Annotated in this window: 13 protein-coding genes; 5 read left to right on the forward strand and 8 right to left on the reverse strand. The window is 38.0% G+C overall.

Annotation, left to right across the window (positions count from 1 at the left end; translation table 11 throughout):
- Nucleotides 1-6 precede the first annotated feature (6 nt).
- Both GO593_RS02725 and GO593_RS02730 read right to left on the reverse strand, forming a co-directional pair.
- A complete protein-coding gene (locus GO593_RS02725) occupies nucleotides 7-1023 on the reverse strand; it encodes a hypothetical protein (protein ID WP_000006937.1) in 1017 nt (338 codons plus the stop codon).
- A 96-nt stretch (nucleotides 1024-1119) separates the two neighbouring features.
- Nucleotides 1120-2025 (reverse strand): AEC family transporter, encoded by a 906-nt coding sequence (locus GO593_RS02730; RefSeq protein ID WP_001084919.1) that lies wholly within the window; start codon nucleotides 2023-2025, stop codon nucleotides 1120-1122.
- 116 nt (nucleotides 2026-2141) lie between these two features.
- Here GO593_RS02730 and GO593_RS02735 point away from each other — a divergent pair, with 116 nt between their 5' ends.
- Nucleotides 2142-3026, forward strand: a complete 885-nt coding sequence (locus tag GO593_RS02735) for a LysR family transcriptional regulator (protein ID WP_000144734.1) — start codon at nucleotides 2142-2144, stop codon at nucleotides 3024-3026.
- A gap of 302 nt (nucleotides 3027-3328) precedes the next feature.
- The gene (locus GO593_RS02740) at nucleotides 3329-4516 is read left to right on the forward strand and encodes an ammonium transporter (protein WP_002135016.1); all 1188 of its coding nucleotides are present in this window, start codon (nucleotides 3329-3331) and stop codon (nucleotides 4514-4516) included.
- Between the two features lie 48 nt (nucleotides 4517-4564).
- On the opposite strand, the gene GO593_RS02745 is transcribed toward GO593_RS02740, so the two are convergent.
- Nucleotides 4565-4726, reverse strand: a complete 162-nt coding sequence (locus tag GO593_RS02745) for a hypothetical protein (protein ID WP_100743397.1) — start codon at nucleotides 4724-4726, stop codon at nucleotides 4565-4567.
- Nucleotides 4727-4795: 69 nt separating this feature from the next.
- Between GO593_RS02745 and GO593_RS02750 the strand changes: the two genes are divergently transcribed.
- Nucleotides 4796-5506, forward strand: a complete 711-nt coding sequence (locus tag GO593_RS02750) for a phosphatase PAP2 family protein (RefSeq protein WP_005143680.1) — start codon at nucleotides 4796-4798, stop codon at nucleotides 5504-5506.
- On the opposite strand, the gene GO593_RS02755 is transcribed toward GO593_RS02750, so the two are convergent.
- The 5 genes from GO593_RS02755 to GO593_RS02775 all read right to left on the reverse strand — a co-directional run bounded on the left by GO593_RS02755 (nucleotide 5507) and on the right by GO593_RS02775 (nucleotide 12484).
- On the reverse strand, nucleotides 5507-6841 hold the full coding sequence (locus tag GO593_RS02755; RefSeq protein WP_000559383.1) for a two-component system sensor histidine kinase PmrB: 1335 nt from the start codon (nucleotides 6839-6841) through the stop codon (nucleotides 5507-5509).
- A 25-nt stretch (nucleotides 6842-6866) separates the two neighbouring features.
- Nucleotides 6867-7541, reverse strand: coding sequence for a response regulator transcription factor (locus GO593_RS02760; RefSeq protein ID WP_000161505.1), 675 nt, complete (start codon nucleotides 7539-7541; stop codon nucleotides 6867-6869).
- Between the two features lie 14 nt (nucleotides 7542-7555).
- Nucleotides 7556-9205, reverse strand: a complete 1650-nt coding sequence (locus GO593_RS02765) for a phosphoethanolamine transferase (protein WP_031946429.1) — start codon at nucleotides 9203-9205, stop codon at nucleotides 7556-7558.
- Nucleotides 9206-9386: 181 nt separating this feature from the next.
- Nucleotides 9387-10691, reverse strand: coding sequence for a DcaP family trimeric outer membrane transporter (locus tag GO593_RS02770; RefSeq protein WP_000362917.1), 1305 nt, complete (start codon nucleotides 10689-10691; stop codon nucleotides 9387-9389).
- A gap of 545 nt (nucleotides 10692-11236) precedes the next feature.
- Nucleotides 11237-12484 carry an MFS transporter gene (locus GO593_RS02775; protein ID WP_000489713.1) on the reverse strand — a complete coding sequence of 416 codons (1248 nt, stop codon included), beginning with the start codon at nucleotides 12482-12484 and terminating at the stop codon, nucleotides 11237-11239.
- 127 nt (nucleotides 12485-12611) lie between these two features.
- On the opposite strand from GO593_RS02775, the gene GO593_RS02780 reads away from it, so the two are divergent.
- Entirely contained in the window at nucleotides 12612-13238 is a 627-nt protein-coding gene (locus GO593_RS02780) for a lysophospholipid acyltransferase family protein (RefSeq protein WP_000434847.1), read from the forward strand.
- A 67-nt stretch (nucleotides 13239-13305) separates the two neighbouring features.
- A complete protein-coding gene (locus GO593_RS02785; RefSeq protein WP_000684973.1) occupies nucleotides 13306-14223 on the forward strand; it encodes a patatin-like phospholipase family protein in 918 nt (305 codons plus the stop codon).
- Nucleotides 14224-14274: the final 51 nt, after the last annotated feature.

The raw sequence follows: 14274 nt of genomic DNA on the forward strand, positions 1-14274 counted from the left end.
AACTGATTAAAGCACCCCATGCCCCAACAGCATTTCCACCCCACTCACCTTTTTCATATGCTTTAAACGCTCTTTTTCCCACTTCAACTGTTGTTTTAACTCAGCACAATCAGCATCTATAGCTTTATACACATCACTAATATGTACATGCTCTGCTTTTACATTCTTTGCTAACTGAAACGAATCTAAAATCTCACCAATTTGACTTTCAAGTTGCTGACTTTGTGCATCTAAAGCCAGTTTATAAAACCGCAACTGCTCGGCAGATAAGTCTTTAGCACCTAGCCCTTTATTCTGTTCAAGCTGTAACTGGAGTTTGAGTAAATAAAACAAATCCTGCTTTTCGTAGGCCTGACTTGCTTGTTGAAACAACTCGGTTTTTTCTAATTTTTTAGTTTCATCTTGCTCACGGTCTGGGTGAATCATCGCGGCAATTTTTAAATAAACTGTTTTGAGTGACTGGGCTGCCATTTGCTCAGCTTGTTCACGTTTTTGTTGCTGTCTTTGCTGCTTGGCTTGTTCTCTCGCTTGTTGTTGCTCAGCAGCATACTGCTCAAAGTCTTCTTCTAACTCTACACTTTGCTCAGCACTTTCATCGTATCCAGATTTTATTGACTGAGCTTTTCTATTCTTTTTTACCGATTCCCCTGCATGTTGCTGATAAAAGGTATCGATCTGTTTCACTAAATCCAATTGTTCAGCAGACAGCATTTTGGAGCGCTTCAACATTTGTGCAAGCTGGGCAATTTTTTCGTCTAGTTGTTGCATGTCTGCTTTGGAAAACTCATGGCTATGCAGCATATTCCAAAGTTGCTCTAACTGCTGAAATAGCACTTCATGCAAATCGCTATATACAGGCATCAGTTTTTGCCGAATGTACTGTTGAATCTCAGCTTGTGCATTTTGCCATGTGCTCAGGCTAACTTTTTGTTGCTCTATTTTATCAATCAGGCGATTCAGTTTTTTCTGCTGTGCAGACGGTTCAGACCTTTGCTGCAAGCTCACTTTGAGATCAAAGGACATACTCATCCACCTGAAAAAGAAAAAAGTGTAGCAATAATCAGATGAGGAAGGTAGCCAAGCATTCTTTAAATATGAGTCAGACTAAAGATTTATATCTTAAGAAATCCACCAAATCACTAGTGGCAAAGTCACGGCAGCACATAAGGTTTGAAAGCTAATCACGGCTGCCATAAGCTGACTATCACCCCCCAAAACTTTGGTTAAAATGTATGAAGCAGAAGCAGTCGGTAGCGCAAAGAAAATAACTAAAATTTGCGTTTGCAAACTTGGTAAATCAAACCACATGCAGACCGTATAAGCCAAAGCAGGTACTGCTAAAAGTCGAGCAAACGTATCTGCTGCCAATACCATAATGTCTTTTTTAATTTGCATAAACTGTAAAGCTGCGCCAACACATAACAAACCTAACGGCAAACTCGACACTGAAAAAAGCTTAATAAACTGGGTAAAGCCTTCCCAAATCGGGATATGAAGCGCATTGACTGCGGCTCCGACCACACATGATGCAATTAAAGGGTTTTTAAGGAGTGCAATCAAAACGGGTTTAATTGCCATGTGTTCTTTAGAAGTTAAAGCAAGCACCGAAATAATATTCACAAGCGGAATGCAAAGTGCTAATAAAATTGCCAGAATTGCCATTCCTTCACTTTTAAAAAGCGAAGTGACTAAAGCCAAACCGATATAGGTATTAAAGCGAACCATGCCTTGTACGTGCACACCAAAACGTGCAGGTGGTATGTGCCAAAATATTCGGAGGATGTATAAAAAGATGGTGACTGCTAAAACCACAACCAACATCGCAATGATGGCTGTACTCAAGCTTTGTAAGTCAATTTTTGCGGTCGATAGCGTACTAAAAAGCAAAGCGGGGAATAAAATATAATAATTCAGCTTCTCTGCCCCAGCCCAAAACTCATCGCTAAAAAAACGATATTTTTTAAATAAGTATCCCGATGCAATTAATGCAACTAAAGGAAAAAGAGATAAAACAATACTATTCATTTCTTTACTCGAGTTTTGTTGAGGCTTGCTAGTTTGGGAACTAACTTGGCTTACTCATATATTAAAGATAATGAAAACTCATGATAAAATGAGTTTTTACTCATAATAAGTACAACATGACATTTACCCAGCTTGAAATTTTCGCACTCATTGCTGAACTAAAAAGCTTTACTGCTACAGCAGAAAAGCTGGGAATTTCACAGTCGGCAGTTTCCCATGCGCTTAAATCATTAGAACAACAATGGGGCATTAACCTGATTTCAAGAACTCAAAGCGATATTGAGCTGACGACGACAGGTCAGCAGTTATTAACCCATGTAAAAGAGCTGTTGAGTATTTCCGATACCTTAGAAAAAGAAGTAGCTGCCATTCATGGTTTAAATGAAGGCACATTACGTATTGGTTCTTTTGGAGCTTCATCATCTATTTATCTATTGCCTGAAATTTTAGAAACCTTTCGGCAACGCTACCCAAAAATCGAAATTTATATCGATGAAGGTGAAGATAAAGAAGTTGCTCAGTGGTTATTAGAGCGACGCATCGAAGTTGGTTTTTTGATTATGCCAGATGAGCGTTTTGATACATTTCCCTTAATTGAAGATCGTTTTGTTGCCTTAATTCCGAGAGGTTACCCACTCGCCCAACAACTCTATATTGATCCAGCACAATTAGAAAACTGCCCTTTCATTATGACAATGGCGGGTAGTCGACATCAGGTCGAATTAATTTTAAAAAGTTTTAATGTCAAACCAGATATCAAATTTTATGTGTCACAAATTCTAAGTATCGTCAGTATGGTCCACAACCAGTTAGGGATTTCGATTGTCTCTGATATGGTGATCACCAAAGAGTTACTCTCGCTTTATCCAAACGTAGTTAAACGACCATTTAAACCAAACCTTAAACGCTCTATTGGTCTTGCAGTAAAAAACCAGAAACACATCAGTCCAGCCGTAAAAGCATTTATAGAAGTTGCTCAAGAGGTTTGGTCTGATCATTAATTAAATATAGATACTTTTTAAAAATTTAATAATGATCTCTTTCAGGTCGATTTATCAACATATTAGATGACTTGTAACGTAAAAAGCGCCCTTATTGCCCTGTCTTGAATAAGACAACGCACCATTTATCGCCAAAATCCTCTATTTCAATCCAAATTGGTGCGCTTATTGCATATTCACTTTTATGCAATTGAGTTTGTTTCGACAAACTTAGGTTTTTAGATTCCTTAAATCTATTTTGGTGCAATTTACAGACCCAGATTTGTTCCAAAATGGAATTTAGCACTTTTTTCGAGCATGCTATGCAAAATGTAGATCTGTTTTTCTTATTACTTGGTGCAGTTTTGGTTCTTGCCATGCACGCAGGTTTTGCATTCTTGGAACTTGGTACAGTTCGCCACAAAAATCAGGTGAACGCGCTTAGTAAAATTCTGACTGACTTTGCCCTCTCCGCAATCGCATATTTCTTTGTTGGCTACTATATTTCGTATGGTCAGCACTTCTTTCATGATGGTACGGTTTTATCCAATGATCATGGCTATAACCTCATGCGTTGCTTTTTCTTACTCACTTTTGCTGCGGCCATTCCCGCCATTATTTCTGGCGGTATTGCAGAACGCGCAAAAATGCGTTCACAAGCGATTGCCACACTCGCATTGGTTGCGCTGGTTTATCCGTTCTTTGAGGGAATGGTCTGGAATGGCAACTACGGTCTGCAAAAATGGTTAGAAACAACTTTTGGCGCAGCTTTTCATGACTTTGCGGGTTCAGTCGTAGTTCATGCCATGGGCGGTTGGATAGCACTTGCTGCTGTCATTTTATTGGGCGCACGTTCTGGCCGTTATAAGAAAGATGGCCGTGTAAGTGCTCACCCACCTTCTTCTATTCCATTTTTGGCACTTGGCTCATGGATTTTAATTGTCGGCTGGTTTGGCTTTAATGTGATGAGTGCACAGCGTGTTGATGCAATCTCCGGTCTCGTTGCGATTAATTCACTTATGGCAATGGTTGGCGGTACAATTACAGCAAATACGATTGGGAAAAATGACCCTGGTTTCTTACACAACGGTCCACTTGCGGGTTTAGTCGCTATTTGCGCAGGTTCTGACATTGTTCATCCAGTCAGTGCTCTTGTGATTGGTGGTGCAGCGGGTGCCATGTTCGTGTATCTATTCACCTATACCCAAAACAAACTCAAAGTTGATGACGTTCTTGGTGTCTGGCCGCTACATGGTGTATGCGGTGCATTTGGTGGTATTGCCGTAGGTATTTTTGGTCAAAAATGGCTAGGTGGTTTAGGCGGCGTATCATTCCTCTCTCAGCTCATCGGTACAGCACTCGCGATTGCCATTGCACTGGCTGGCGGTTTCATTGTTTATGGCATCCTTAAAGCGACCATTGGCATTCGCCTATCTCAAGAAGATGAGTTCCGTGGTGCAGACTTATCTATTCATAAGATCTCAGCAAACTCTGAAGAAGGTATGTTTTAATTCTGTGTAGGCACGACAGAGTCTTTTCTTCTGTAATAGCAAATAACATCAGTCAATTACGTTACTTTTGTTTCGGCAAAAGTAACCAAAACCATTTCCATTCACAAAACCTGTTCCTTGTTTATTACTATTCAAATAGTTTGCAAAAACTTTAAACTTCTTATGCTCAACAGGTTGTGAATGGATACACTCACTTATCATTTTGGTCACGAAATTAAATTTAGTTTAAGAGCAATTTAAGTTTTATTTTATGTAATGCCTTTACTCACAATCTAATTGATGTTGCATGGCATGAATCAGCAAAAACAATTTTTCCAGATTAATATCATTCTTCTGTTTTTCAGTTTTTTTCTGCTTTTAATTGTTTTTCCAGTGGGTGGGAAAATTGATATGTACCTCATCCAGCCTTGGATTGATTCAACAGGTCATTTTTTCAATCGGGACAATTGGTATCTAGAAAGACTTAATCATGAAATTGTAAAACAAATCATCACCGCCGTTTATGTTATCTTTTTTGGCTTATGGCTTACGTCATTTAAATTAAAAAAATTAAAACCTTATCGCTGGCAATATGGCTATATGTTTTTTGTCAGTATGCTCGGTAGCAGTATAGTTGGCCTAATAAAGTCGCAATCTGCTCACGCCTGCCCTTGGAATATGGTTCACCCTAATACTTTAGGAAGCTATATTTGGGACTTTAGCGCTAAACATGGCCATTGTTTTCCAGGCGGTCATGCAAGTGCAGGTTTTATTTTAATGACAGGTTATTTTGTTTATCGTCTTGAACAACCTAAACGTGCTTACTTTTATTTATTCTCCGGTATTTTATTAGGTTTCATGATGGGTTGGGCGCAAATGATGCGAGGAGCACATTTCCTAAGCCATAACTTATGGACAGGCTGGGTCGTTTGGGCAATAAATATTTTATTTTATGCGATTTGTATTCATCGTTTTGAGTTCGAAAAACAAGTGAAACAAGAGCTTACGTAATCACGCTCTTGTTTCATTTAAATGTAAGACTTTAGGTAATTTCACTAATACAGAAAGACCGCCAAGTTCTAAGCTCTTATCGAGAGTTAAAGTCCCACCAAGCCTTTGAGTTGCACGATCTACAATAGATAAACCTAGACCACTTCCCACCTCAAGATGGTGATGCACGCGATAAAAACGCTTAAGGACTTTATCGTAATTTTCAGGGTCTATTCCTGCACCGCTATCTTCAATTTGAATACATGCGTAGTGATCTGGATCGGTATAAACTGAAATATTAATGACACCCTGATGCGGGGTGTACTTAATTGCATTATCAATTAAATTAAAAATAATCGAATGTACAGTAGGTTCAATACTATGCATTTCGATGGGTTCATTTCTAACAAAACCTAAATCGATTTCTTTTTGCATAGCCAAGTTGACCAACTGCTCCACACAATTTAATGCCACATCATTGAGTTGAAAATATCCAGTAGGCTCGACCATACTTAAAGTTACATCTTGCTTTGCCAATGCTAAAAGCTGAGTCACCAAATGCTGAATACGTGCCAAACCTTTGCTTAAGTTTTGCAATGATTCATGCTCAGGGAACTGGCTTAGCAAAATCTTGGTTTGTAAGTTCAGTGCAGTCACAGGTGTTCGTAATTCATGAGCAGCATCGGCAATAAATTGCTTCTGTTCATTTTGCGCTTTAGAAATGCGCTCAAAAAGACGGTTCATTTCGTCAATAGTAGGTAAAAGCTCTTGAGGATAATCATGTACTTCAATTGGGGTGAGTTCTTCGGAATCGCGTTCTTTTAACTCATTTTTAAAATCATCTATTGGTTTTAAACCACGACGAATAATGGCTGCTAAGGCAAATATTGCAAAAGGTAAAATAATTAAATACGGAATAAACATACTGCCCGCAAGCTCCCAAGCGAAAGCTTCACGAACCCTCTCTTGCTGACTGACCTGAATCTGGTAATCCTTCAAAGGTAAAACATAAGTTCTGACTATACCTTGAGCGGTTTTATGAGAATAAAATCCCGCTTGCTCAACAGGTGGAACCAGCAAATGTAAATGATGAGACAAATGGGCCTGATCCTTATAAGCCCAGATATCGATAAACAGATCTTCTTCGTGGTAAGTTTTATGAAAATCAAACTTACTGCTTACAGTTTTTAAAGGGTGCTCAGCTGTTCTTTCCGCTAAATACTTCATTTGAGTATCTAGAATTTCATCGACTTCTTGAAGTGCAACCTTATAAGCACTAAAAATTAAAATACAACCTAAGATGACACTGAAAATTGAGGTGCCCCAAATCAGTCGTTTTTTTAATGAATAATGCACTTTTATGAAGTCCCGAAATTTTAAATTATGATTGCCCCAAACGGTAGCCCAGTCCTCGGATGGTTCGGATAAAATCTTTACCCAGCTTCGCTCTTAAATGGTGAACATATACTTCAATAGTATTACTGGTCACATCACTATCAAAATCATATAACTTATCTTCTAAGTTGGCTTTAGAAAAGATTTTATTTGGGTGAGTCATAAGTGGAATTAAGATTGCCCATTCACGATTTGATAGATCAATGCGTTGACCTTTAAACGTCGCAATATGCTGTTCAACATTTAAAACCAGATCGCCACTTTCTAATAGTTGATCTTGACTCGCAAGTTGAGCTTCTACTCCACTACGGCGTAGTAATGCATGAATACGGGCAAGCAACTCATCAAACTCATAAGGTTTAATTAAATAATCATCTGCACCCAAATTTAAACCATCGACACGGTTTTGTAATTGATCTCGAGCAGAAATAATTAATACTGGTGTTGCTGCTCTTTGACGGATCTGCTTTAAAACTTGCATACCATCCATCATAGGCAATCCTAAATCCAAAAGAATAAGATCAAATTTAGTCTTCGCCAATTGAGCCAAACCATCTAAACCGTTATTGACCCATTCCACCTCAAATTGATGATATTGCAGCAACGTGATCGTTGATTCTGCAATCATAAAATCATCTTCAATCATCAAGATTTTTGTCATGTTCTAGGCTCGCTTTAGTTTACATGGGCACAAGAGTGCAACATGTCCAGTTGAGGGTTGATGACCTGAGTTTTTACATCCAGCAAACTTAACAAACTTGGGAATAAATTATCCTGACTTAACTTTTGTTTAGTTTGTTGGCTTAAACAATTCACTTGAGCAAGATTATGTTGTTTCCAACTTTCAGAGAACCACATAATCATTGGTACATGTGTTTGTTGGCTCGGTGCGATTGCATAAGGTGAACCATGTAAATATAAACCATGTTCTCCGGTTGATTCGCCATGATCAGATAAATACCATAAACCTGTCTGATATTTTGATATTTCTTTTAGAGTATTAATCATTTGGCTTAATACATGGTCTGTATATACGATTGTATTATCATAACTATTTAGCAATTCTGTTTGCGAACAGCCCTGTATCGCATTCGTATCACAAGTCGGTTTAAAGGGTTGATATGCTTCAGGCGCACGCTTGTAATATGCAGGTCCATGACTACCCACCTGATGCAAAACAATCAAACGTGGGCGATCATCATCTTTGGCAATAGTAGCCAAATACTGCTTTAAGCTGTCAATGAGAATGTCATCATAACATTCGCCATCTTTACACCATTTTTTCTTTAAGTTTTCTGGAATCTGGTATTGTTCAACGCGATCACATGCACCTTTACAACCAGAGTTATTATCAATCCAAGTCACTTGGTAACCCGCACGTTTTGCAATATCTAGTAAACCTTCGCGGTGACTGGCTAATTGCTCATTATAATCTACACGTGGCATACCCGAGAACATACATGGTACAGAAACCGCTGTTGCCGTACCGCATGAGCTCACTTGCGAAAAGTTGAAAATATCTTGTTTAGAAAGCTCCGGATTCGTATTTTTTGCATACCCATTTAATGAGAAACTTTCGGCACGCGCCGTTTCACCTACAACAAGTATCATTAACTTAGGGAGGTTCTTTTGGACGCGCTGAACTTGATGAGCATCTTGTCCATATATCACAAGAGGCAGATTTTTCTTCGGAGCCTTCTTATGATAGTAAGACATAAGCGATGAAATACTATTTTGCGGTGAAATCATCCCTTTTAAATCACGATGCTCACGAAATATTGCAGCGAAATCGACATAGTAGGTAAAAAGTAAAACACCGACCACTGCAAATGAAGCTACCAGTGAGAATACTTTCTTCAATAACAACCGTGATACTTTTTCTTGTTTAAATTTAACTTGAGTAATTAAAAAAATGGGTAAAATAACAAAAAAAATTGTCCATAAAACAAAGCGTAAAGAGATTAGATCGGTAACTTCCGAAACATCGGTCTGCACCATATTTTGAATTTGGTCAGGTGAAATAATGACACCCAATGTGTTTACAAAATAAGAGCTAAAGCCACCAATAAATATCAATAAAATTGCAAAGATTTTGGCAGTCCATTTCCAATTTAAGATTTGTAAAACCGCATAATAGGTAGCAACAAGAATTACGAGAGTAGCAGCTAAAAACAAAATAGCCTTTACTCCAAAATATGGAGTTAAAGTATGAACTTGATGATAAAAACCAATATTTAAAATTGCACCTAGCCAAATGGCTATAATGAGATTAAACATAAACAGGGAAATCTGTTTATTTCTTAATGTTGAAAAAAAATTCAGCATCGTGAGTGACTACAATCTTTTTATGATGCTTTAATGTAGAAATTGAAACTTAAAAATGACTTAAATAAAAAATGATCTAATTGAGAGGCCTTATTTCATTATTATTTTTTAAATTTAACAAATAAAAAAAGACGAGGTTAAGTTTAACCTCGTCTTTTCTATTTTTAGCTAAAAATCGTTCTTAGAAACTATATTTAGCCATTAAACCAACACGGTTATCTTTGTAAGACTTACCTTCAAATGTATCACGCTTACCGTTTACATACTCAACGCCTAAGTCAATTGGTTTAACTGGCGTATAGATAAAGTTGATCCATGCTTGTTGAACTTTTTCATTTGCAGAGGCATTTAATCTCGCATAATCAGTGCCATCATCAGAGAACTGAGCACCATACGCTAAAGTAGAACGTAAGTTAGGTAAAATCTTATAAGTTCCACCCACTTGTACTGCTACAAATTCATTTTGCTCAATAGAATTCCCATCTACTGCGTATGGAGAGTTACTACCATACAAGTAACTATTATCACCCACAACATATGATGCGTCAGCAAAGAGTTTTAAAGGATCAGACACTTTAAAGTCAGTACCAACTGCAACGCCCCAACCAGTTTTATCATCATCAGCAAGTTGTGATTTATAATTTTCTACAAGAACACGAGCTGAAGCAGAACCTCTGCCTTCTGCATAGCCTTGAGTGATTTTAGCAGTTAATGCTGGTAGGCTATACTTAATACTATCACCTGTTACCGAAGTAGTACTATCACCTTTTTCAGCAGAAACAAATAATTGTGTAGTTGGACCTAGTTTGTAGTTATAGCGTACTTGAGGTACACGTTTAGTACCACCACCAATGTTTGTCGAGAAGTCGATCATTTCTGGTGCATGGTTAGATAAGAAGTTTGAAGTCGTTTGACCAAACAACCAGTTGTTATAGGTTAAATAAGCATGGCGAATACGCAATGAGCCATTTGAATCTGTGGTTGAACCAGCAAAATCGACTTCGATTTTACCACCAACTTTGTCGTCTCCAACAGGTGTATTAAAATCTAAACCGAGGCGTGTTGTTTTAGCAGTCGCACGTAATTTATCATGTGTTTTACCGTCTGACTTACTTACATCACCAAAGTCGTTATCTGCACCTTCAATAATATAGTTAGCATCGCCACGAACAAAACCATAAAGGTTCACATCAGCGCCAGCTTTAGATTTAAATCCTGCTAATGGAGACACTGGTGCTGCCACAGGTTGAGGTTGTGCTTTTACTTCAGCTAACTGTACTTGCTGTTGCTGCTGTACTTGTTGCTGTTGTTGCTGTACTTGACGTTGTTCTTGAACTAATGCTTTTAATGCTTCAACTTCTTGACGAAGTTTTCGAATTTCCTCTTTATCAGAAGTTGCCGCATTTGCCCCACTCATCATTAAAGCTGTTACTGTAATAGCTAAACTTTTAACAACAAACGATTTACGATTAAGGAATAGATCCATCAAAGACTCCTAAAAATATATTTTATGCTGCCTGTCCATGCCAAGTTGATTCGTGTGACCATTAAGCACTAAAGAATCAACCATCCTCCAAATTTGATTGCATTAATTTTATTACCGCAATCAAAACCAATTTTAACGCTGGGTAAGATTAAAAATTCCGGTCCAAAAGAATCAGCATTTACTTTTTGGTTTACAGAACCTTTACCTTAACTTCATGTTGTAACGAATCCTACACAACTCTCTTATCTTATAGAATGATTAAATCATTATTTCATTATTCTTTTTTAGACTTTAGGCTAATATCCAATCTAAATGAATATTTTTTTGCCAGTCTTATTTGATTCACATGATTTTTCTTGTTATTCGCATCCACTTTTCTCCTTGCAGCTTCCTTTTGCTTTCCAAACAAGATGGCACAATTAATAAGCCATTTAAATAGCCAAAAATATACATTTTTAAAAGATTGGCTAAAAATATAAGTATGATTTTTTAGTGCAGCTTAGTTATATTTAAGTCTCTTTATTTCATCTACTTAATATTATTTTTTATACAGTTTTGGCAGCTTTCCATAAGTAAATAGGAATTAAAAAGAATACCGCAATACTGACAATAGCTATCAAATAATGGAAATAACCAAACGCATCTGCAATGACTCCACTAAAGCTATAAAGACCACCACTGACTGTCGCCATGACTGAAACCTGAAAAGTAAAATCGGTACCCGCATAGTTTTTTCGACTGTAATCCATAACCAAAGTTAACATCACAACTAGTAGCATGGCAGCAAAGGCATCTTCCAGGGCATTTACGGCATAGATAAGCCATACATTTATCTTTACCTTTTGTTCATAAGCATAAGCCAAATACGCATAGCCCCCTAAACTCATAATTTTTAATATTGAAAAAGCCATTAATGCTGTAGACCTAGAAATATGTTTTAACATCCAGCCAGCACTAAGTGCCCCCAATAAAGCAGCAACAGCCCCAAGCATGGTGATGTAAATACCAATCTGAGTAAAACTTAAACCCATATCCACCATTAAAGGTTTAAGTAATGGCCCGGCTAAACCATCTGCAACCTTAAAAGTTATAAGGACGATTAACCAAGAACGAAGTTCCTTATTTTGAGAGAAGTACCCCAAGTAAGCTTTAATCTTTGTAACTAGACTTGGTTGGCTATATTGATGAGGTGAATGAGAAGTATGAGATGGCTCTTTAAATAGTAAAATAGGTAAGGTATTAATAAAGACTAAAGCGGCTAATAATAGAAAAGTTGGTTGCCATGATAACCAGTCTAGGCACCATAACACGGCTCCCCCGCCTACAATAAAACCAAGTCGTGAACCTACAACCTGAAAAGTATTTCCCCAATGTTGCTGATCGTGTTGCAATAAATTGACCGCCAAAGCATCGGTCGCGATATCTTGAGTTGTGCCTGTTAAGTTCATAAATAACAGCGTAATAAAAAAAATAAAGAGATAAAGAGGCTGATCTAAAACTTGTATAGGGAAAAAAGATAAAATACAAAGTACACCCACCGTCAAAAACTGAGCAGGTAAAATCCAGCTACGATAGTGACCTAAATGCGAGATGGCATGTCGATCTACCCACGGCGCCCAAAATATTTTGATTGACCAAGGCAACATGAGCAGCCCAAAACCACCAATATGGGCAAGAGATACACCTTGAGCTCTTAATATGACAGGTAAGGCATGCGTCATAAAACCTACAGGCAAACCTTGTGCCCAATATAAGGAAAAGAGCAAAAGATAAAGATTTTGCTGTCGGAACATATATACCTACTTTTATTTATTTGTGCGGTAATAACATGAAATACCATGCGTGGTCTTACATTTTGCCAATGAAGCGCAGATTTCAAAAGATTAAGATAAAACAAAGGATGATTTAAAACTTAAAAATATGGAACAACATTTCCCTAATCTACCGTCTCAGGTTCCCCAACGTGGTAATGCTTTAAGTCGAGCATTATTTAAAAAACTCTTTTTGGCACAAGGCTGGACTATAGAAGGTGAAGTTCCCAACTTTCCTAAAGCTGTAGCCATTATTTCTCCCCACACCTCCAATATTGATGGCTGGTATGGTTTTCTTGCCATTTTTGGACTCGGTATTCAAATTACGGTGCTAGGTAAAGACAGTTTATTTAAGCCACCTTTTAAACGGGTTTTAGATTGGGCGGGCGTTATTCCTGTAAAACGTGACTCGGCCAATGGTCTGACTGAACAAGTCGTTGCGACTATTCAACAGTATGACAAGATCTGGATTGGAATGGCGCCAGAAGGCACACGTAAGAAAGCAAAAAAAATGAAGAGTGGTTTTTACCATATTGCTGCAAAAGCCAATATTCCTATTGTGATGTTTTCTTTTGATTATGACCGTAAGACTATTCACTGCTTAGGCTATTTAACTCCAAGCGGAAATTATGATGAAGATCTCGCCAAGATTTTTGAACGTTATGAAGGAAAAATATCACCGAAAAATCGTAATTGGCTTGCAGAGCCTTTACAAAATCTTGTGAAAAAAACCTAGCAAAAATTGAACGAATCTGGTCTGATGGGCCATCTTAATTTATCTTGCCATAGATTGTTTTTCAAAGATGAAAATTGCTCAATTTGCCAGTATCGGATTTATCTCTTTAGCCCTATTCGGCTGTGATAAGTTCAGCAAAACACCAACACCGACCACTTCAGTTAAAGCGCGCGAACCAGTGATTGCACTTGCATTGGGTGGCGGTGGAGCAAAAGGATTTTCACATATTGGTGTTATCAAGGTTTTAGAATCACATGGTATTAAACCGAAAATTGTTACGGGTACAAGTGCCGGTAGCTTTGTAGGCAGTATCTATGCCAGTGGACAAACGCCTTATCAACTCCAAAATCTTGCGCTTAAATTGCAAGAGTCTGATATTCGCGATTTAACCCTGAATCGCCAAGGTATTATTCTTGGGCAAAAGTTACAGGACTATGTTAACCGTAACGTAGGTAACAAGCCTATTGAGAAATTCCCAATTCGTTTTGCAGCGGTAGCAACCCGTCTTGATAATGGCCAAAAAGCAGACTTTATTAAAGGTAATGCAGGACAAGCTGTTCGCGCCTCATGCAGTATTCCAAATGTGTTTGTACCTGCAACCATTGGTAAGCAGAAATATGTAGATGGCGGACTGGTTAGCCCAATTCCGGTCAAAACAGCACGTGATATGGGTGCTGATATTGTGATTGCAGTTGATATTTCTGCACGTCCGGCAGGAAACCGACCTGCGAATATGTGGGGATTGCTTGATCAAACCATTAATATTATGGGTCAACAAAGTATTAATGAAGAGTTAAAGCAAGCTAACGTGGTGATTCAGCCTAAAGTTGGGCACTTAGGTACACTCGATTTAAAATCAAGTAATGAAGCTATTTTAGAAGGCGAAAAAGCTGCTCAAGGTCAAATTCGCCAAATTGAAACTGCAATTGCAAACTTCAAAAAATCTCCAGCTGCATTTAAGCCTGCGCCACGTCCTAAATTTTAATTGAGGTGGTTTTTTTCTATCCACACTCTCCATCATCTGCTACAGTGGTAA

Source organism: Acinetobacter baumannii, assembly GCF_009759685.1.
GTDB lineage: Bacteria > Pseudomonadota > Gammaproteobacteria > Pseudomonadales > Moraxellaceae > Acinetobacter > Acinetobacter baumannii.